Origin of the sequence: Bacillus sp. FSL W8-0640 (assembly GCF_038007725.1) — a bacterium.
Lineage (GTDB): Bacteria > Bacillota > Bacilli > Bacillales > Bacillaceae_G > Bacillus_A > Bacillus_A cereus.
The window spans coordinates 3,403,372-3,424,485 of sequence record NZ_JBBOXT010000001.1; the positions used below are offsets into that span (position 1 = coordinate 3,403,372).

A 21,114-nucleotide genomic window follows, 5' to 3' on the forward strand; every position below is an offset into this window, starting at 1 on the left:
AAACTATGCGCTACGTTATCATAACAGGAACTTCACAAGGTTTAGGTGAGGCTATTGCCACTCAATTGTTAGAAGAAAGTACAACTGTCATCTCTATTTCTAGAAGAGAAAATAAAGAACTTACTAAACTTGCAGAGCAATATAACAGCAATTGCATTTTTCATTCCTTAGATCTTCAAGATGTACATAACTTAGAAACTAACTTTAAAGAAATCATTTCATCCATTAAAGAAGACAATGTATCCTCTATTCATTTAATTAATAATGCAGGTACAGTTGCACCTATGAAGCCGATTGAAAAAGCAGAAAGTGAACAATTCATTACGAACGTTCACATTAATTTACTTGCACCTATGATTCTTACATCTACGTTTATGAAACATACGAAAGAATGGAAAGTAGATAAACGCGTTATAAATATTTCATCTGGTGCAGGAAAAAATCCTTATTTCGGATGGGGCGCTTATTGTACGACGAAAGCTGGTGTAAATATGTTTACACAATGCGTAGCAACTGAAGAATGGGAAAAAGAATATCCAGTAAAAATCGTCGCTTTTGCCCCCGGTGTTGTTGATACAAATATGCAAGCACAAATTCGTGAAACAGCTAAAGAAGACTTCACAAATTTAGACCGCTTCATTGCATTAAAAGAAGAAGGAAAGCTATTATCACCTGAATATGTTGCGAAAGCTATTCGTAACTTACTAGAAACTGAGGAATTCCCTCAAGGCGAGGTTATTAGAATTGATGAATAACAAAAAGGCGTGCTAAAATAGCACGCCTTTTTGTTTTACTTCTCTAAAAATATGAGCACAGATTCCGCAATTTGTTCATAACCAATTTCTTGATAAATTTTATTAGATGTCGGATTCGCTAGATCAGTATATAACGTAGTCGTCTGATAGCCTTCATCTAACATACGTTGACTAAGTGCTGCTACACAATGAGATGCATACCCTTTTTTCCTTGCTTCTTTCGGCGTATATACGAAATTGACTGTTATATTATTTTTAGTTGGTCTCGTTTTTGCAGCTACAGAAACGAGTTTCCCATCTACTTCCAAACCAAACAGTCGATTTGTAATTATTAATGTATACGCAGTTTGTTTTGCTTCTTCTTTCGTAGTAGGAAGCTTTACGTCTTCACAAAATTGATATATCCACTGTTCTATTAATGGTAATTCATCATTATTTACCGCTCGGAAAAGTCCATTCGCATTACACTTCTTCTTTACTCTGTTCAGCTCATACACACCTTGCTCCATTGCAACATTCGTTTTTTTATTTTCTAATACGGCAATCTCTTCCGCTAATTTCTGTACAATTTTCTTATTACCGATCAATCCAGGAATATCCGGATATACTTTCGTTAATTCTTTTGCAAGTTCCTCAATAGTTACTCCCGCAATTTCAGAAGTTGCAACAATGATTTGTTTCTTCTCTTCTGTTTGCAGAAATACAACCGCAATTTCTTCTCCTTGTTTCGCTATCCCCATAAATATCGGTTCTTGGACCATTTGTAATACACCTAATATGAGATTGTTTTCCTGCTCATTCTTTTCTAGAAATGGTGTAACATCTTCTTTAAAATGAAAAATCTCTTCATATACATGTAATTGAATCATCGACAATCTCTTCTCTCTATTCATAGTTTAATTAAGTATTGGCGATTAATTCATCAAATCCCTCTTTTACGATTCAATAATATTCAAAGCTAATGTATTCAAAGCATTTTCAGCTTGTAAAATTCTCTGTTTTTCCTTTTCAAATACATCTTCTTCTTTTTGAAATGACTCTTTTCGATTTTTGATCATGCGCTCCATCTCTTTTTTACTCGGTCCACCGTATACATTTCTTTTTTGAATAAAAGCTTCTGGCGATATAATTTCTTTCCACTCTTTTTCTAATAAATTTATTTTAAAATGTTCTTGCAAGTACATATTTACCTCTTTGAAGTGTAATTCATGTAGTTCTTTTTTCTGCTCCAATGACATATTTGCAATAGCACTTGCTGCATGATGAGCATGCCGAAATGGAATTTCATAGTTTTTTGTTAAAACATCGGCGAAATCCGTTATCGTTATTGCATGTTTATAGGAACGACTTTTTAACGTTTCTTCTTCTACTTTCATCGTTCGGATCACTGCATTCATCATACAAAAAACACGAATTGCCTTTTCAATCCCTTTATATAAATATGGCTGCAAGTCATCTTCCGTATCGACAATATCACCAAATGGTGTATTATGAATCATTTGAAATACTGTAAATGCTTCTCCTAAAGCACTACTCGTAATTGCACGAGCATGTTCAATTGAAACCGGGTTTCGTTTTTGCGGCATAATACTACTGATTTGTACATATGACTTTGCAACAGTAATACCGTCATATTCTTTCGTTGCTAACAACAAAAAGTCATGAATCCATCTACTCGTATTCGTCATCATTACCATAAGTAGCGAGCTAACTTCTAATAAATAATCCGCTCCAGCAACAGCATCATATGAGTTCTCAATTACATTTGTAAATCCAAGTAGATGAGCAACTCGTTCTCGTTTAATCGGGAAACTTGTTGTAGAGAGTGCAGCCGCCCCCATTGGAGACTGATTTAAAAGCTGGTACGTTTTTTTCATTCGTTCTAAATCTCTTTGCATCGTATCATAAATTGCTAACGTATAATGACCAAATGTTGTTGGCTGTGCTGGTTGTGTATGTGTATAAGCTGGCATGATCGTTTCCTTATGATCAGCAGCAAGTTGCAGTACACTTTCTTGCAATAACAAATGATGTTCTATTAATCGTAATACATATCGCCTTAAACTCATGCGATACATCGTTACGCCCATATCATTTCTACTTCTACCAATATGCATATTACTTACAAAATCGCATTTCGCTTCTTGAGAAATTAAATGTTCGACTAAAAAAAAGAGATCTTCATGCTGCTCTGTATAGAGCAATTGCTCTTCTGGAATTCCCTCTACCTTTTTTAATGCGTGTAATATAACTTTAGCTTCTTCCTTTTTCATTAAATTTTCTTCCGTCAGCATCGTAATATGTGCTTTATGCACTTGAAACATATCTTTCAATAAGTAATTTCGTTGAAAATCAAATACATGTTGTAATACACAATCCACATATGTTTTCCCAGGGAAATCAGCGCCTTCACTCTTTATAAACTCTTCTTTACTTTGTTTCATCACCTTTTCCCCTCTCACCTAAGTATTACTACCCATCATACCCAGAGATAGAAAAAAAGTGCTTGTACATAAAAATAAACTCGGTGCTCTCTGCACCGAGTTTATTTAATAAAAGTCGCATCATACTTATCACTTTGCAACACTTGGAAATGCAAGTTTGCTAAATGTTTCCGTATTTCTGCACTATCGTCTTCATTTAAATTATTCGCCAAAAACACAATTTCTGTACAGTTTCCACGTTTATCCATAGCATAAACTGCTTTTGTAACCGTCCATGGTGTGTAACCATTCTTTTGCCCCGCATGTCTGAATGTTTTACGGTATTTCTTGGCACTCATGTCTGTTTCAACGATATTTGCCCACACTTTTTCTTCAGCCTCTGTCAAGCCACCTTTATGGTTTGCCTTTTGAAGTAATACCATATAATCATTTGCAGAAGCTGCTGGTAATCTATCTGACCAAATTTTGTCGTAACGTTCCTCTAAATAAAGCGGAATTTCCTTCTGTAATAATGGTCCCTTCTTCTTTAAGCGTTCATGAATAATCATCGCATATTCACGATATTGCTCTTGAGACATTTCTTTTAACTTTTTCTCTATTTTATATTTTGGAACATGTAATTCTTTATGCAAATATCCCGGGATATACAAAGATGAAACGATTGGAAATAGTGGTTGATGTGCAGGAAGTGATAAACTTTGTAAATTTCGATTGATGTTATCTAATCCTAACAATTCCATTAAGTATTCAGCATTTGCATTCGAACTAAACTTAACCATTCCTTTTGCCACTTCTTCTAAAGAAACCGCTCCTTCAGTTACCTTGCCCGTCTTCTCCAAATACTTTTGCCATCTATCTTGTGCACCACCATCTGTATTCGGCACATAATAACGATTCACATCATTAATCGACACGAAACTAGAAGAATCAATTTTCCCTTCAGTAACTTGTTTCGTATATTCAAGCGCCACAATTAATTTCATCGTACTAGCAACTGGCAATACAACATTTGGGTTTACAGAATAAACAACTTTATCATTTCTCTTTACTAGAAGCGCACTATTTTTTTCATCTTTATGTTCTTCAATAAAAGATGCAATATACTGTGCATCATCATTATTTGAACTCCACACTTTTTTCACTAAAAAGTTACCCGATATTAGCAAAACAAAAATACCCACAATTACTGCGCATACTATAGTTTTTTTCAAGTAAAATTCCTCTCCTATTGTGTAACTCTTCTCTATTTATCATTTAAAAACAAAATAATGGAGATGGTCATTTAAATAACCATCTCCATTATTTTAACTTGTATGCTCCTATTATGTCTACGTCATAAATTTCACAAAATCCTCAAGAAACTTTTTATAATGTAACGACCAACCAATTCGCACCCAATTTTTTAATGCTTTTGCATCAGGTTGAGGCCGAAAATCAGCAATACTCTCTCCTTTTGCAATTCCAACTGTATCTACATCGACACGACGATATACATAATCTAAAAGGGATGGATTTGCCGCAACCATCATTGTAACGACGTCATGTACTGGACTTCCTTTTATTTTCGGATTTAACTTTCTATAAGCTTTATAATAGTACGTAAATATCGGCTCGATTAACTTATTAAAACTCGTTTTAGAGTGTTTCGTAATATATTTTACCATTTCCGGTGTAATAATTGCTTCAGATGTAACGTTAAGTGGCACTAATGTTACATTTTTGGCATTTTGCATAACTAATTGTGACGCAATGGGATCACCATGAAAATTCGCCTCTGCGACTGGTGTTACATTGCCAGGCATTAAGAAAGCACCGCCCATTATATAATATTCTTTCACATACTTCATCATCGGCTTTTCTAAAATAAATGCTGTCGCTAATGTTGTTGATCTACCAGCATCGACTATTATTAATTCTCCTTTATATTTTTCAAGAAGATCAAAAAATGTACAAAAAGGCTTTATATTTGGTGAAAAAGTTTTTGGAGGTTTAATTGGCCCTAAACCGTCTGTCCCATGAATTTCTGGATAATACGTCGTAATATCTCCGGATAAAGGAATTTTCGCACCATTAATAACAGGTATATCTTCCCGTCCTGCCATTTGCAATAAATATGCGGCATTACTTGTCGCCTTTTCTTGTGTTACATTTCCATATCCCGTTACTACACCAACAATATCAATATCAGGATGCAACAATCCATACATAATTGCTAAAGAGTCATCAATGCCTGGGTCTCCTAAAAATAATACTTTTTTCATCGACCTCAACTCCATCCCCTCAGTTGTTATTAATTTATGAATAACCGTGGATATACAGAATAAAAAATGAACAAATTCACACAAAAAAACGCAGTCTTATAAGGACTACGTTTCTTCAGCTAACCTATACTGTTTTTTTTACAGCACTCATACTTCCAATGATGTAAGCGATAAACGCAAAACAAATCGGGAAGACAACTGTATGTATACCGAACGGATTTGGATAGAAAAGATGAATACACATATATGAGCCTACCCCAACTAAAATAGACGCAAGCGCTCCTGTAGCATTTCCTTTCCTCCAATATAATCCTAATACGATTGGCCAAATGAATGCTGCTTCTAATCCACCGAAAGAAAATAAATTTAGCCATATTAAAAAATCTGGTGGTTTAATTGCCGCTGCATAAACGAGTAGTCCTACAATACCCGTAATCCACAAACTTCCTTTTTTTATCGTACTGTCTGCTGCATCTTTATTTATGTAATTTACGTATATATCTTTAATAATTGACGAGCTTACAAGTAATAATAAAGAGTTTACTGTAGACATAATCGCTGCCATCGGTGCAGCTAAGAAAACTCCAGCTAACCAAGGTGGCAACACTTCCATCGCAAGTAGCGGCATTACTTTATCTGGTACCGTTATACCTGGAAGTACTACTCTTGCAAATACACCTGTTAAATGCATACCGATCATAATTGTGCCAACGACAACGGTTCCAATTATTAAAGCTTGGTGCATCGCTTTTGAATTTTTATAAGACATGGCACGCACGCTAATTTGCGGTAAACCGACAACGCCAATTCCAATTAAAATCCAAAATGATGTAACATATGATTTCGTTAAACTGCCATCTGCTCCGAATGGTGTAATTAACTTTGGATTAATTTGAACAAGTTCCTGCATAATCTTTTCAATTCCACCACCAGCAATGACAGTAGCAATTAAAATGATTGTTGTTCCAACTAACATAATGATTCCTAATAATGTATCTGATAGAGCAACTGCACGAAATCCACCAATTAATACGTACACAAGTACAGAAAAAGTAAATAAAAATAGTGCTGTTGTATACGATAGCCCCGTTAGTGACTCGATTAATCGTCCACCACCGACCCACTGGGCTACTGTCGCTGAAAATAAAAAGATAATAATACATAACGCAGAAAGTATAACAACTGCTTTATTATTGTATCTCCCTTTTAAATAATCGATAAGAGTAATTGCTTCCATCTTCCTAGCGATAATTGCAAACTTTTTACCGATAACCGTTAAAACGATATACCCTGTTACAACTTGAATCGCAGATAACAGTACCCATCCAAGACCCATATTGTAAGCAATACCAGGGCCACCAATAAAGCTACTTGCACTACCGTACGTAGCAATCATTGTCATCGCTAATAATAAACCGCCTAGCTCACGCCCACCAAGAAAATATTCTTGCAAAAATTTATTATGAGCAGTTGCTTGCACGCGTCTTGAAGCATATACACCAATTAAAAATACAACGATAAACGAAATTATCATTGGAATGATTACATACCAATTCATCTATTATTCCTCACTTTTTTCTTCCTCATCGAGTGAAATATCTTGAAATACAAAACGAACAACTAAACTAAGTAAAATAACCATAACGATAAATCCAACGATACAGCTATAAAAAAACCATGCGGGAAAACCTAATACATATGTATATTCATTCGGATTTTTACTACCAAGCCCATAAGCAAATCCGTACCAAATTATAAAATTAATAATAGCAAGTCCAAGACCAATTAACGCTTCTCTATGGGCTATTCGAAAGCGTGGATCATCATGATAATCTTTCATTTTTACCCCTCCTCTCACGATGTATTATTGTACCATTGTTCTTCTAGTTTTTCCTACTAGAAAGCAAAAACAAGCAGGATTTTTTTATAATCATATAGAAGATTCTCTTACATTACATATTTTTTACAATTGTAACACAAATGAAATTTGAATTTTCAGTATTTCTTAATTATGATTTTAATTAGAGGCTTTCCATCTAGTTTCCACATCCTTGATTTCGGAATAAGCGCCGTCTCGTACTGCGTTTACATTATATTTTCAAGGGGGTTATACAATGAGTCAACTAGCTGTAAATCTTCATGAAAAGGTAGAGAAGTTTCTTCAAGGTACAAAAAAGTTATATGTGAATGGATCTTTCATTGAAAGCGCTTCCGGCAAAACATTTAAAACACCTAACCCAGCAACTGGTGAAACACTTGCCGTCGTTTCTGAAGCTGGTCGCGAAGATATTCATAAAGCTGTAGTCGCAGCTCGTATGGCTTTTGACGAAGGTCCTTGGTCTCGTATGAGCACTGCTGAGCGAAGCCGTCTCATGTACAAGTTAGCTGATTTAATGGAAGAACATAAAGAAGAGCTCGCACAGCTCGAAACATTAGATAACGGAAAGCCAATCCGTGAAACAATGGCAGCAGACATCCCACTTGCAATTGAGCATATGCGCTATTACGCTGGCTGGGCTACGAAAATCGTTGGTCAAACAATTCCTGTTTCCGGTGATTACTTTAACTATACACGCCATGAAGCTGTTGGTGTCGTTGGTCAAATTATTCCTTGGAACTTCCCGCTTCTTATGGCAATGTGGAAAATGGGAGCAGCGCTTGCTACAGGATGTACAATCGTTTTAAAACCTGCAGAACAAACTCCACTATCTGCTCTATACTTAGCTGAATTAATTGAAGAAGCTGGATTCCCGAAAGGTGTTATTAATATCGTACCTGGATTCGGTGAATCAGCTGGACAAGCTCTCGTTAATCATCCACTCGTTGATAAAATTGCATTTACCGGTTCTACTCCTGTCGGTAAACAAATTATGCGACAAGCATCCGAATCATTAAAACGCGTTACACTTGAGTTAGGCGGTAAATCACCAAATATCATCTTGCCGGATGCTGATTTATCTCGCGCGATTCCTGGTGCACTTTCTGGTGTTATGTTTAACCAAGGACAAGTATGCTCTGCTGGATCACGCTTATTTGTTCCGAAGAAAATGTATGATAATGTCATGGCTGATCTCGTCCTCTATTCTAAAAAGCTAAATCAAGGTGTCGGTCTTAACCCTGAAACAACAATTGGTCCTCTCGTTTCTGAAGAACAACAAAAACGTGTAATGGGCTACATTGAAAAAGGGATTGAAGAAGGCGCTGAAGTACTTTGCGGAGGAAGTAATCCATTCGATCAAGGCTACTTCGTTTCTCCTACAGTATTCGCTGACGTAAATGATGAAATGACGATCGCAAAAGAAGAAATTTTCGGTCCAGTTATTTCTGCAATACCATTTAACGATATTGATGAAGTAATTGAACGTGCAAATAAATCACAATTCGGCTTAGCGGCTGGTGTGTGGACAGAAAATGTTAAAACAGCACACTATGTTGCAAGTAAAGTACGTGCAGGTACAGTGTGGGTAAACTGTTATAACGTGTTTGATGCAGCATCTCCATTTGGAGGATTTAAACAATCTGGTCTTGGCCGTGAAATGGGATCTTATGCATTAAATAACTATACAGAAGTAAAGAGCGTTTGGCTTAACTTAAATTAATGAAAAGAACCTGACCTATCCGGTCAGGTTCTTTTCATTATGTATTCCTTTAAACTTGCAGTCCTCCGCTCACATTTAGTACTTCACCTGTAATATAAGATGCGTATTCTGATGCTAAAAAGGCTGCTGCGTTCGCAATATCTTCTGGCGTTCCAATTCTACCAACTGGAATAGCGCCAACCATCTTTTCTTTCACTTTATCTGGTATCGTTTTGGTCATATCTGTATCCATAAACCCCGGACAAATCGCATTACAAGTAATACCGAAACTTCCAACTTCTTTCGCTGCTGTTTTTGTTAATCCTACAACTCCAGCTTTCGTTGCAGCATAATTTGCCTGTCCAATATTCCCCTCTCTACTTATAGAAGAAATATTAATAATTCTTCCATATCCTTGTTGTCTCATATAAAGAAGTGCTGGTTGCATACAATAAAAAACACCAGTTAAATTCACTTGTAATACTTGTTCCCAAGCAGATTTCTCCATTTTATGTAACATTGCGTCTCTTGTAATTCCAGCATTATTCACCAAAATATGTAATGTACCAAATTTTTGAACCGCATATTCAATTAACGACTTTGCTTCATTTTGATTACTCACATCACATCGATATGAGCACACTTCATATCCTTCATCTGATAACTCACGTGTCGTTTTTTGTAGCGTCTCTTCATTTACATCGCTAATTAATACTTTCGCCCCTAGCTTTGCATAAACCCTTGCAATCTCTTTTCCAATTCCCTGTGCAGCTCCTGTTACAACAGCTGTTTTCCCATTTAAAAACTCCATTCCTATCCCCCATTTCTATTACTTATACTGTATATTTCGGCTTTTTACTTTCCAACTCCTCTTTGTATAAAAAAGTCTATTTGTGTCAAACTAACTTTGCAACGTCGCATAAAGTGAAACTTTAATCAGTGGGAAGTTTGTTCATCCCCCACTGATTATTAGTTGAACCAATCGGGCATTTAATCTCCCACCTAGCTTCTTTGTTCCATCTGAGTTTTAAGGTGGGAGTTTTACTACCCGTTATGCGGGATAAATTGCAAGGAGATTGTGTCGAATGAATAAAAAAAATTTCAAACAAAGCAAAACAACTGATGGCATTGATGTTGAGTTCTCTCGCGAACTCGCTGACCACAATGACTTAGAAGCAAACGCACGTGCAAATGCCGCTGATGCACGTCAAAAGCGCCAATCAACCGAAAAATAAGGTACATCACAACCTTATTCTTTTCAAAAGGGACCTACTACCCAACAAAATAAACCGAGAGACATCTCTCGGTTTATTTTCTATATTTTTTTGCATAATGAGCCAAAGTAAGCAACGGATATATATGAGCATAACTATGATAACGAATATAAAACCCACCTGGTAAACCTGTTCCAGTAGGATATTTTTCATTTATATAAGGGTTGGAGAGCAAATATGAAATACCTTTTCGAATAACTGGCGTTTCTTTATCATAGTAAGAAATGAGGGCATCTAACGCCCATGCTGTTTGGGATGGTGTACTAAATGGCAAAGTAACAAATCTTTTTTCCACACTACTTTGGCAAGATTCTCCCCAGCCACCATCTTCATGCTGTATATGTTCAAGCCATAAAACGGCTCGTTTCAATGATGAATCGCTAGATGGTATTCCTAGTGACCGTAAACCAGTCAACACTGCCCACGTACCATATATATAACAAATTCCCCATTTCCCATACCACGATCCATTTTCTTCCTGTACATTCATTAACCAATTTATCGCACTTTGTTTTTGTTTCTCGGGCAATTCATTTTGCGTATACGTCCCAAAAAATTCTAGCACTCTTCCTGTAATATCTGGTGTAGAAGGATCTGTAATCATATCACTTGCATTCTCGATTGGTAAATTTGCTAATATACGGCTCGTTACCCCTTTTTCAAAAGCTCCCCAACCACCATCATTATTTTGCAATCCTTTAACCCAATTAACCGCTCGCTTCCAAGCATTATCTACATTTTCGTTCCCTCTACTTCGCGCCAACGCTCTTAACACAGCAGTTGTATCATCAATATCTGGAATCGTCGTATTCACATCCGAAAAGCCCCAACCACCTGGGAAGAGATCCGGTGCATGTACACTCCAATCTACTTTCTTCGTTTGCTGTTTTCTTAGTAAATACGCTGATGCATTTTGAATCACTTTACTTACTTTCGGAACTTGAGCTTCTTGCAAAGCATAACTGAGTAAAGCTGTATCCCATATAGTTGACGGAGAGTTTTGCAAATGGCTCCCTCTCTCCATCTTCCATATATAAGATGTAATTCCCATTATAGCCTTCTCAATAATTGGTGATTGAATAGAATGTCCTAATGCAAGTAAAGCATAAATCATATAAAACGAGGCAGTTGCGTAGCTATATAATGTTCCATTTTCATCAATACGCCCTTTCATAAAACGTTCTACTTCCTCATATCCTTTATGATGCAAAGAAAGTGGATACGTTATAATTTTCTTCACGTCACTTACTAACGTTTGAAAAACTGGAGACCGATCCTCCCGAAACCATTCTCCGCCCCCGCCTGCAATGTGATTTAAATTTGGCAATAACTTTTTCCCTACTCGAAATCTTTTATTTAAACACAACATCATCGGAATTAAATGAATACGTGCTGAGCTACTCAGTTCAAATATACTGAGAGGGGAATCATTCTGCAGAAACATAATTGGTGTTGGCAAATGAAAGAGAGAAGGATATTCATATTCTCCATGAATCGCTAATAAAAACTTCGTCATAAAATGAGCACGCGCTACCCCACCGCGCTCATTTATAAACATTTCCGCTCGCTTCATATTCGCATCTTCTTTTGTATATTTTTCCGATGCAAGTAAGGCAGCATAAGATTGAATTGTAGCAGATAAATTACCACCCACTTCATCTTCATACAATTTCCATGTTCCTTCATTTGTTTGGAGTGATGCTAATCTTTTTACAAACGGTTCTATCTCTTTATCTCTACCTAATAATTTTAATAAAAAAATCATATGACAATCTGTTAATGGCGCTCCTTCAAAACAAAACCGCCACGTACCATCTTGCCGTTGCATTGTTTGAAGTGCAGTTGTTCTTCTCGCTATTTCTTCATGCACTTTTTCATATAATAACAAGTTACTCACCCACCCTTTCGAAATCCGTATAACGATATTCAAAAAGGTAGCTGAATATGTATAAAAACAAAGAAAAGCAGAACATATAAAATGTTCTGCTCATAAACAATACCCTACTCCGACAATAATTCCTAATAAAGCACCGACTACTACTTCATACGGTGTATGCCCAACAAGTTCATTTAACTTCTTATATTCTGTTTCTCTACCGTGAAAAAAGTCATTCAATATTTTTGCTTGTTTACTTACTGCAAGCCTTACTCCTGAAGCATCATACATAACAATAATGGCAAAAATAGTAGCAACCGCAAACATCGAGCTTTCCACACCTTCCACTACTCCAACTCCTGTAGCAAGCGCTGTAACTGTTGAAGCATGAGAACTTGGCATCCCACCTGAAGCAAAAAACTTTGCAAAATCAAATTCACCTGTTTTAACTAATTTAAAGACTACTTTCGTTAATTGTGCTAAAAACCATGAAATTACAGCTGCCATAAGCGGATCATTATGTAAAATTGTTTCCATGTTCTCAGCTCCTTACTAGCTATAATGGAAATCCTATATAGTATCAGTATAAAGAAAAATGCGTAGAAAATACTACGCATTATGATACTTTTGCTGATTTATTTTTTATAAATTTCGGTTGTTTCTGCACTAAAAACTTAGTCTTCGCTACCGAGAATACAAATAATGCAACCCATATACAGAAAAATGCAATCATATGAGTAGATGTGAAATGTTCACCAAATACGAATACACCTAAAATTAAGCTAATTGTTGGTGCAATATATTGTAAAAAACCTACCATATAAAGCGGAATAAGTTGGGCTCCTTTTGCAAAATAAAAAAGTGGTAGAGCTGTAACAATACCCGCTCCTATTAATAGTAATGTCGATAACATTGAGATAGAGCCAAATGAGCCGAAACCATGTACTCCTGTCATTACTAGATAAATAATCGCAAACGGCGTTACTAACATCGTTTCCATCGTAAGTCCAATTGTCGCATCATAGTTTAACAATTTTTTCGTTAATCCGTATAATCCAAATGAAAGGGCAAGTGATAAAGAAACCCACGGGATAGCCCCGAAACGTACTGTTAAAATGATAACCCCCACTCCAGCTAAACCAACTGCAACATATTGCCAGAAGTTTAACTTTTCCTTTAAAACGACTGTACCAAGTAAAATACTAATAAGCGGATTAATATAATAGCCAAGACTCGCTTCAATAACATGATTATGATTAACGGCCCATATGTAAACAAACCAGTTTCCACTAATCAAGACTGAAGCTATTGTTAATGACATTAATAATTTAGGTCGTTTAAAAAGATTCACAAATTCCCCAATAAACTGGCGAAACCTCTTCGTAACACCTAATACGAGTAACATAAAAACAAACGCCCAAACGATGCGGTGTGCTAATATTTCATCTGCTGGAACTTCCTCAACCCATTTCCAATAAATCGGTAGGATTCCCCACATCGTGTAAGCACCAGCCGCATATAGTATCCCTTTTTTTTGCTCTGCTGATTGACTCCCCATCTTCCTTTTTCTCCTCTTCTCATTTTTTCTCCATTATACGGTCTCACATGCTCACTTTACCAATAATCAATCTGCATTTCTTTCGACATTTCTCATACAACGAATAATAAACATACCGTTATTACAACAAGTAACGGTATGCCGAAAACAAATTTCTTTTTATGAGTTTTATGATGAAACATATACATGCCAATCCAAGCTCCAACTGCTCCCCCAGCTGCCGCTGATAAAAACAACGTACTTTCTGGCGTTCTCCACTGTTTCTTCTTCGCTTTTCGTTTATCAAGCCCCATAAGGCTAAAAGCTATAATGTTAATAATAAGAAAATAAATCCATTTCATCGCTTTCTCTCCTTATGAAAAATTCGCTTAATGGTAACACGAAAAAACGACGGAAACAACTGAAGAACTCTTTTTATCCAACTAGTTTCATTCCTTTTTCTTAATTAGTTACCTTCATATTTACATAACCAACTAAAATCGCAGTTAAAGCATTTAATATAGAAAAATGTTATGAGCAGAATCCTATATTTCATTACATTCATCCACTACCATATCATCAAAAAAATTGCTCTCAATCACTTTCTCATCAAAACGAAGAACTACAATTAGCCCTACATATAAAGAAACAAAATTTAGAAACCATTCCCCATTCTCATCTTTCTTAGCTAAGCATTTAAATATCTCTTGAAATTGCATACGCTCATCTGTCGCAACAACCGGTCGCACGCCAAAATATTTCAATACAAGATGTAGGTTGAGCTGCACGGATAATGATAAAATATACTTTAATAACTCGGTATAATGAGCAACATTTTTTTGACTATATAACTTCACAAGCTCTTGATGTAAAGTAGAAATTGATAATTCTTCTTTAGTCACTTTTGTTGCTTCTATCATTTCAATCATTTTTTTCATATCCATTCCATTTACCCCTCCTGTTACAAAACAAAAGCCAAAGTATACTTATTTTATAATCAACAATAATTGATTATTTCTCGTCTCTCTTTCTTCTTCACTTACTAAGTCATACTTTTTTAAAAGATGAAATACATCATTTAATATTTCTTGTGAGTGATTACCTTGTAAAAAATTTTTTAACCCTTTAAAAATCCCTTCTGATAAAAAACTCTTTTGACTTTCAAGCTTATTCATCACATCTTCAATAGAATGATCAATGTTACATGCCATACTAAACTTCCCCCTCTATCCTCTATAAATAATATCCTCAGCTAACGATGTAAACACTTCTCCAACAAGAGAATCTTCATCATATACAGATGAACCATTATTTTCTTCACGTTTCGCAAAAGGTATTTGAGCAATTACTTCTGTTTGCAATTGTTCTGCAAGCATTTCGCCGCCGCCTTTTCCGAAGAGATAATTTTTCGATCCATCTTGTTCTTCATAATAAGCCATATTTTCCACAATACCTAAAATCTCATGCTTCGTATGTTTTGCCATTACACCGACTCTTGAAGCAACGAATGAAGCTACATTGTGCGGAGTTGTAACAATTATTTCTTTCGCTTGCGGAATCATCGCTGCAACATCGATCGCAACATCTCCTGTACCTGGTGGTAAATCAAGTAATAAATAATCTAATTCTCCCCAGTGCGTATTCGTAAGAAAATTTTGAATCCATTTATTTAGCATCGGTCCGCGCCACATAACTGGGTTATTTCCTTCTGTAAAAAATCCCATCGACATGATTTTAACACCGTGACTAATGACTGGAATTGCCGTTTGATCAATCATCGTTGGTTTCTTATTCGTTTCCATCATAGCTGGAATACTAAAACCATATATATCTGCATCTAATATCCCCACCTTTTTGCCCATACGCGCTAGTGCAGTTGCAAGATTAATTGTCACCGTTGATTTTCCAACTCCGCCTTTTCCGCTCGTTACAGTAATAAAACGTACTCCTGAATCCGGGCGAAGCATGCTCGGCATACCAGTTTCTGTTCTAGTATTTTTCTTTAATTTCTCTGTTAAAGCTGTACGTTCTTCTTGTGTCATAGAACCAAATGTTACCTCCACTTTAGAGGCACCAATTGCGTGAAGTGATTCTTCAATATCTTGTTGAATTTTTGCTTTTAACGGACAACCTTGGATTGTTAGTACTACTTCAAGTTTAACCTCTGTTCCGTTCATTTGTATATTTCTAACCATATTTAATTCTACAACACTTTTGTGTAACTCTGGATCCTCTACATGTTTTAATGCATTCATTATTTGTTCTTGAGTAAGCATAGAACTCATCCCTTCTCTTATTCTAATTTATATACAACATTTTCTTGGCGCTTCATCTGGTAAAAAAGCTTATCATCCACCGCTAACAGGCGGGATTAATGCGACTATATCTCCAGCTTTTATCATCTCTTCATTCATTACAAACTCTTCGTTAACAGCGACCATCACTTTATCCAACGATTGTAAACAATAGCTGGCTTTAAGCCATTCTTTTAATTGTTGCACTGTCATTTCTTGCTTTTCTGAAATCACTAATCGATCCGATCCAACTTCCTCACGCAAATTTGCAAACAATAAAATTATAATCATTTTCTCATTCTTCCTTCTTTGGTTTTCCTTCTGGATATGGTGTATTTTCAAGTTGATCTCCAATCCACATCGTTCCATCTTCCCAAAATTCTTTTTTCCAAATTGGAACAATTCGTTTTATACGTTCAATCGCGTACTCATTCGCTTCATAAGCTACTTTACGATGCGGTGATGAAACTGCAATGACTACCGCAATATCCATTATTTCTAGCCGCCCTACACGGTGCGTAATTGCTACTTTTGTATCCGGCCATCTTTCACAAATTTCTTCTCCAATTCTCATAAGTTGTTTTACTGCCATCGGTTTATATGCTTCATACTCTAAATGTAGCGTTCGTTTTCCTTTTGTTAATTCTCTCACCGTACCAATAAATGTTGTAATCGCACCTGCTTCTCTTCTTGCGACTTTATTCGTTACTTCTTCAACTAAAATCGGATTATCTACAATCTCAAATAGCACTTGTTCCATTAAAACCACCTCTCACTTTATGAAATGTCCAAGGCCATTCACTACCTTCGTTATCTTCTAATAAAAGAACATCGACAAACATATCTTTTTTATATCCTCTTGTCCCGCCCGGCAATACGATAAACGCGTTGGATTCTGCCAATGAAGAAACTGAGCTAGATTTATCAAACCCTGATGGATAAGCGATTAATTTCCCCTCATCATATTGCAATTTTGCTCGTACAAATCTTGTAAATGGATTCGGTTTTAGAAAATCTTCTCCTAATAACGCTTTTTCTCTTTTTAAATGTACTTTTTCACTAAACATATACGTCCGAATACACGGTCTTACGAATAATTCAAACCCTACGTAACAAGCTGATGGATTTCCTGATAAACCAAATAATAACTTGCCATTTAATTGTGCTACAGTCGTAACACTTCCCGGTCGCATTGCAACTTTATTAAAAAGAACAGATGCACCTAACTTTTCGTAAATAGCTGGTAAATAATCATAATCTCCTACTGATACACCGCCCGTTGTAATTAACATATCTACTTGGCCAAGCGCTTCTTTCACAGCTGTAAAACACGTATTAAAATCATCACTAAACTTCCCAAAATATTTTACTCTTCCGCCCGCTCTTCGAATTTGAGACAATATCATGTACGTATTACTGTTTCGGATTTTCCCTGGCTGTAATGAATCATTGACATCCAGTAATTCACTCCCAGTCGCTAACAGTCCAATTACAGGCTTTCTCGCAACTGGTACTTCACTATAACCGAATGTAGCAAGAAGAGCTGAAATACCTGGATTAATGTACGATCCCTTCTTTGCAAGAACTGTTCCTTTACGAGCATCTTCACCTTGAAAAGAAATATTGTCGCCCGTTTTGAATGACCGCTTCACTTCCATATAATTGTTGCCTTTCTTCTCATATTGACGAGTCAGCTCTAACATAACAACCGCATCACACCCATTCGGAATTTGTGCTCCCGTCATAATTCGAACTGCTTGAAACGGACCTACTTTCTCATGGAATAGCGATCCTGCGCCAATTTCACCCATTACTTCAAATACAATTGGCGTTTCATAACTTGCTAAATTAGTATCTTCTGCTCGAATAGCAAATCCGTCATACGGCGAACGATTAAATGACGGCACATCATGGTCAGCTACTAAATCCTCTGCTAATATACGTCCATAAGCTAATTCAATTGGTAATAGCTCCTTTAAGCCTTTATTAGCAAATCCCATCACTTTACGAACAGCTTCTTCAACCGTAATTGGCACTCTTCTTTCCATTATTGACACCCTCTCTATTAACCGAATACGCGATAATATAGTTGTTTCGCTTTCGAAATATCATTTGTACCATGAATAAAAACACGATCATCCTGAAAAACAACGATGCGGTAATCATCGAATCGGCAAGATAGTAAATACGGATTCCGATCTACTTTCCCCAATTTTTTTAATACTTTTTCTATATCATCAAAATTGTATTTCCTATTGTCTACTGTTCTAATTTGAACTGTATTTCTTCCGCATAAAACAGCTGCTTTCGTTTGGTTTTCGTATGATAAATAAGGATAAGTTCGATTTGAACCGCATGAGAGACAAGCGTCTGTTTTTATTTTCCCTAATTTTATAAAATGATTTTGATTACTCCATATATCAAACATGAAAAATGTTTTTCTAATTGCTGAGAAATCTTCCACTAAAATTTTGAGTGCTTCTGCCACTTGATATGCTGCGACGATTTGAACAGTCGGGCTAATAATTCCAGCGGTATCACATGTCACACCTGTAACAGGAATATTTTTCAGCATACAATGTAAACACGGTGTCTCTTGCGGAATAATTGTATAACTCATACCATACGATCCAACGCAAGAACCATATACCCAAGGAATATTATGTTTTTGTGATAAATCATTTATTACAAATCGAATATCAAAATTATCTGCTGCATCAATGATTACATCTACATTTTTTAATAGACCTTCCATATTTTCTGAAGTTGCATCCATTACGAAAGCATGTATTTGTACTTCCGAATTAATTTGTTCTAACCGATTTTTTGCAGCAATTGCTTTCGGCATTTTCTCTCTCGCATTTTGTTCAGAGTACAATTGTTGCCTTTGTAAATTACTCCATTCAACGTAGTCACGATCAATAATCGTCAACTTGCCAACACCTGCACGTACGAAACTTTCGGCACTTGCACTTCCTAATGCGCCTGCCCCTACAATTAACACATGTTTATTTCGAATTTTTTCTTGTCCTTTACTCCCAATTGGTTTGAACAACTGTTGTCGTGAATACCGATCAGCCATTACATACCCTTCCTCTCAAGAACTCTATTTCATATTAGAATGTTGTTTCTGATAACAAGCAAAGTAAGCAAAACCAACAAACCCAGCTCCTCCAATTACATTTCCGATAAAAACAGGAACAAAATTTTTAGCCAAATCCATCCACGTTAGATGACCAGCAAAAATAACAGCGGAAATGACAAACATATTTGCTACTACTTGCTGAAATCCAATCACTACAAATGCCATAATTGGAATCCAAATTCCGATGATTTTTCCGACAAAATCACTCGTCCCGTAAGCGAGCCAAAGAGCAAGACAAACGAGCCAATTACAACCAATTGCTAAAATTAAAGTTCTCCCAAATGATTCATGTAACTTCCCTTCCGCTATCGCTACCGTTTTATTTAAATACTCTCCCTCTGTTAATCCGCCAAGATGCCCAAAGCAATACGCAACGAAAATTGCCCCAATAAAATTCATGAGAGTAATCCAAACCCAGTTATTCAGTACGCTTATCAATGTAATTTTCTTTGCATAAAGCGCCATAGACAGTGACATCATATTTCCCGTAATTAATTCTCCTCCTGCTAATACTACGAGCATGAGTCCAACAGGAAATACTGCTCCTCCTAAAACATTCACTAGACTTCCCCAGCGCTCAGGTAAATTCCCTAAAACTCGAATGTTAAGTAAAAAACCTATCGCAATAAACGCTCCTCCTAAAAAACCGAGAATAAGCATCGCTGGCAATGTCTGTCTTACTTTTTGAACACCGGCCTCAATGACAAGCTCAGCAATTTGTTCCGGCTTATGAAATGCCATTACCCATTCCTCCATTTTCTCCAAATAAAAAAGCAGCTTCAAAAAACCTCCTCAAAATAAAGGTTTTTGAATGCTGCTTAATTTCTCTGCACATCTTTTACAGAGATATCAATCATCACTTTTACTATAAAATAGAAAATCCACAACTCTTGTAAATTTTCCATTTTTCACTATGAAGCTAGCTTTATATATTAACCACCGATATGTGACATTTCAATTTTAGGTATTGTTTTCTTATTTGTATGATTTAAGCGTTCATCTGAATAACGATCTTCCCTATTATTCCATATATCGCGTACTACATCTGTAATGTCCTCATCTGTATGTTCAGAACGAAGCAATTCTCTTAAATCATTTCCTTTAGAAGCAAATAAGCAAGTATATAATTTTCCTTCTGCAGAAATACGAGCTCTCGTACATGATGAGCAAAAAGAATCTGTTACTGATGAAATAATACCTATTTCCTCATCGCTTCCTATATAACGATACCTAGTAGCCACTTCACCAGAATAATTTGCTTCTATCCGTTCTAACGGCATAACTTGATGAATCGTATCTACTATTTCTTGTTTAGAGACGACCTCTTTTAAATCCCAACCATTATAATTTCCAACATCCATATACTCAATAAAACGAAGAATATGCTTATTTTCCTTAAAATATTGCGCCATCTGCAAAATGTCCTGTTCGTTTTTTCCCTTTTGAACGACCATGTTTATTTTAATTTTCATTCCAACTTCAGCTGCAGCCTGTATTCCTTCCAGAACCCTTTGCACTTTGCTCCTATTACCATTTAAATAGAAAAACCGCTCTTCTTCTAAGGAATCTAAGCTAACTGTTACACGTGATAGTCCCGCCTTATATAAATCAGGAGCAAACTTTTTAAGTAACGATCCATTGGTTGTTAAACCGATATCTTCTACACCATCAATTTTATTAAGGCGCTCAATAAGCTTTGGAAGCCCTCTTCGAAGTAACGGTTCTCCGCCCGTAATCCGTAATTTTCTCACACCTAAAGAAACGAAAATACGTGTTATCCTTTCAATTTCATCAAAAGATAAAATTTTATCATTAGACAAAAACGAGTAATCAGGACCAAATATTTCTTCTGGCATACAATATCGACAGCGAAAATTACAGCGATCAGTAACTGAAATGCGTAAATCCTTTAACGGACGTTGCAACTTGTCTAATGTAACTGATTTCATC

General features: G+C 36.1%; 23 protein-coding genes. 3 read left to right on the forward strand and 20 right to left on the reverse strand.

Features of this window, described 5'->3' with window-relative positions; all coding sequences use genetic code 11:
* The first annotated feature begins 5 nt into the window (after positions 1 to 5).
* Positions 6 to 755: a (S)-benzoin forming benzil reductase gene (locus tag N2V80_RS17485; RefSeq protein WP_001271048.1), complete on the forward strand. Its 750-nt coding sequence runs from the start codon at positions 6 to 8 to the stop codon at positions 753 to 755.
* Between the two features lie 35 nt (positions 756 to 790).
* On the opposite strand, the gene N2V80_RS17490 is transcribed toward N2V80_RS17485, so the two are convergent.
* From N2V80_RS17490 to N2V80_RS17515, 6 genes are all read right to left on the reverse strand, one after another.
* Positions 791 to 1,624, reverse strand: coding sequence for a GNAT family N-acetyltransferase (locus N2V80_RS17490; RefSeq protein ID WP_000615375.1), 834 nt, complete (start codon positions 1,622 to 1,624; stop codon positions 791 to 793).
* A gap of 66 nt (positions 1,625 to 1,690) precedes the next feature.
* Positions 1,691 to 3,199 (reverse strand): argininosuccinate lyase, encoded by a 1,509-nt coding sequence (gene argH / locus N2V80_RS17495; RefSeq protein ID WP_000813961.1) that lies wholly within the window; start codon positions 3,197 to 3,199, stop codon positions 1,691 to 1,693.
* Positions 3,200 to 3,300: 101 nt separating this feature from the next.
* Positions 3,301 to 4,410, reverse strand: coding sequence for a serine hydrolase (locus N2V80_RS17500; RefSeq protein WP_061655780.1), 1,110 nt, complete (start codon positions 4,408 to 4,410; stop codon positions 3,301 to 3,303).
* A gap of 117 nt (positions 4,411 to 4,527) precedes the next feature.
* Positions 4,528 to 5,460 carry a nucleoside hydrolase gene (locus N2V80_RS17505; RefSeq protein WP_000756459.1) on the reverse strand — a complete coding sequence of 311 codons (933 nt, stop codon included), beginning with the start codon at positions 5,458 to 5,460 and terminating at the stop codon, positions 4,528 to 4,530.
* 124 nt (positions 5,461 to 5,584) lie between these two features.
* Positions 5,585 to 7,018 carry a sodium/pantothenate symporter gene (panF, locus tag N2V80_RS17510; RefSeq protein WP_001104819.1) on the reverse strand — a complete coding sequence of 478 codons (1,434 nt, stop codon included), beginning with the start codon at positions 7,016 to 7,018 and terminating at the stop codon, positions 5,585 to 5,587.
* 3 nt (positions 7,019 to 7,021) lie between these two features.
* Positions 7,022 to 7,300 carry a YhdT family protein gene (locus N2V80_RS17515; RefSeq protein WP_000656239.1) on the reverse strand — a complete coding sequence of 93 codons (279 nt, stop codon included), beginning with the start codon at positions 7,298 to 7,300 and terminating at the stop codon, positions 7,022 to 7,024.
* A 274-nt stretch (positions 7,301 to 7,574) separates the two neighbouring features.
* Here N2V80_RS17515 and dhaS point away from each other — a divergent pair, with 274 nt between their 5' ends.
* Positions 7,575 to 9,059: an aldehyde dehydrogenase DhaS gene (dhaS, locus tag N2V80_RS17520; protein WP_000080279.1), complete on the forward strand. Its 1,485-nt coding sequence runs from the start codon at positions 7,575 to 7,577 to the stop codon at positions 9,057 to 9,059.
* A gap of 49 nt (positions 9,060 to 9,108) precedes the next feature.
* Here dhaS and fabG read toward each other — a convergent pair whose 3' ends face one another.
* Positions 9,109 to 9,849: a 3-oxoacyl-ACP reductase FabG gene (fabG, locus tag N2V80_RS17525; protein ID WP_000395043.1), complete on the reverse strand. Its 741-nt coding sequence runs from the start codon at positions 9,847 to 9,849 to the stop codon at positions 9,109 to 9,111.
* A 274-nt stretch (positions 9,850 to 10,123) separates the two neighbouring features.
* Here fabG and N2V80_RS17530 point away from each other — a divergent pair, with 274 nt between their 5' ends.
* Positions 10,124 to 10,273 (forward strand): YfhD family protein, encoded by a 150-nt coding sequence (locus N2V80_RS17530; protein WP_001035818.1) that lies wholly within the window; start codon positions 10,124 to 10,126, stop codon positions 10,271 to 10,273.
* A gap of 73 nt (positions 10,274 to 10,346) precedes the next feature.
* On the opposite strand, the gene N2V80_RS17535 is transcribed toward N2V80_RS17530, so the two are convergent.
* The 13 genes from N2V80_RS17535 to moaA all read right to left on the reverse strand — a co-directional run bounded on the left by N2V80_RS17535 (position 10,347) and on the right by moaA (position 21,113).
* On the reverse strand, positions 10,347 to 12,200 hold the full coding sequence (locus tag N2V80_RS17535) for a terpene cyclase/mutase family protein (protein WP_061655782.1): 1,854 nt from the start codon (positions 12,198 to 12,200) through the stop codon (positions 10,347 to 10,349).
* 99 nt (positions 12,201 to 12,299) lie between these two features.
* Positions 12,300 to 12,725 (reverse strand): divergent PAP2 family protein, encoded by a 426-nt coding sequence (locus tag N2V80_RS17540; RefSeq protein ID WP_000447820.1) that lies wholly within the window; start codon positions 12,723 to 12,725, stop codon positions 12,300 to 12,302.
* Positions 12,726 to 12,804: 79 nt separating this feature from the next.
* Positions 12,805 to 13,746 carry an EamA family transporter RarD gene (gene rarD / locus N2V80_RS17545; RefSeq protein WP_000535537.1) on the reverse strand — a complete coding sequence of 314 codons (942 nt, stop codon included), beginning with the start codon at positions 13,744 to 13,746 and terminating at the stop codon, positions 12,805 to 12,807.
* A gap of 92 nt (positions 13,747 to 13,838) precedes the next feature.
* Positions 13,839 to 14,087 carry a DUF1294 domain-containing protein gene (locus N2V80_RS17550; protein WP_000871346.1) on the reverse strand — a complete coding sequence of 83 codons (249 nt, stop codon included), beginning with the start codon at positions 14,085 to 14,087 and terminating at the stop codon, positions 13,839 to 13,841.
* A 183-nt stretch (positions 14,088 to 14,270) separates the two neighbouring features.
* Entirely contained in the window at positions 14,271 to 14,669 is a 399-nt protein-coding gene (locus N2V80_RS17555) for a hypothetical protein (RefSeq protein ID WP_000367289.1), read from the reverse strand.
* A gap of 42 nt (positions 14,670 to 14,711) precedes the next feature.
* Positions 14,712 to 14,936 carry a hypothetical protein gene (locus N2V80_RS17560; RefSeq protein ID WP_000752386.1) on the reverse strand — a complete coding sequence of 75 codons (225 nt, stop codon included), beginning with the start codon at positions 14,934 to 14,936 and terminating at the stop codon, positions 14,712 to 14,714.
* A 15-nt stretch (positions 14,937 to 14,951) separates the two neighbouring features.
* The gene (locus N2V80_RS17565; RefSeq protein ID WP_061655783.1) at positions 14,952 to 16,001 is read right to left on the reverse strand and encodes a P-loop NTPase; all 1,050 of its coding nucleotides are present in this window, start codon (positions 15,999 to 16,001) and stop codon (positions 14,952 to 14,954) included.
* 72 nt (positions 16,002 to 16,073) lie between these two features.
* On the reverse strand, positions 16,074 to 16,310 hold the full coding sequence (moaD, locus tag N2V80_RS17570) for a molybdopterin converting factor subunit 1 (protein WP_000583943.1): 237 nt from the start codon (positions 16,308 to 16,310) through the stop codon (positions 16,074 to 16,076).
* Positions 16,311 to 16,314: 4 nt separating this feature from the next.
* Positions 16,315 to 16,779: a molybdopterin synthase catalytic subunit MoaE gene (gene moaE, locus N2V80_RS17575; protein WP_000438664.1), complete on the reverse strand. Its 465-nt coding sequence runs from the start codon at positions 16,777 to 16,779 to the stop codon at positions 16,315 to 16,317.
* Positions 16,760 to 18,067: a molybdopterin molybdotransferase MoeA gene (locus N2V80_RS17580; RefSeq protein ID WP_061655785.1), complete on the reverse strand. Its 1,308-nt coding sequence runs from the start codon at positions 18,065 to 18,067 to the stop codon at positions 16,760 to 16,762. The genes moaE and N2V80_RS17580 overlap by 20 nt, the downstream gene beginning before the upstream one ends.
* Before the next feature lie 17 nt (positions 18,068 to 18,084).
* A complete protein-coding gene (locus N2V80_RS17585) occupies positions 18,085 to 19,101 on the reverse strand; it encodes a molybdopterin-synthase adenylyltransferase MoeB (protein WP_061655787.1) in 1,017 nt (338 codons plus the stop codon).
* Between the two features lie 24 nt (positions 19,102 to 19,125).
* Positions 19,126 to 19,905: a formate/nitrite transporter family protein gene (locus tag N2V80_RS17590; RefSeq protein ID WP_000863998.1), complete on the reverse strand. Its 780-nt coding sequence runs from the start codon at positions 19,903 to 19,905 to the stop codon at positions 19,126 to 19,128.
* 191 nt (positions 19,906 to 20,096) lie between these two features.
* Positions 20,097 to 21,113, reverse strand: coding sequence for a GTP 3',8-cyclase MoaA (moaA, locus tag N2V80_RS17595; RefSeq protein ID WP_000844124.1), 1,017 nt, complete (start codon positions 21,111 to 21,113; stop codon positions 20,097 to 20,099).
* Position 21,114: the final 1 nt, after the last annotated feature.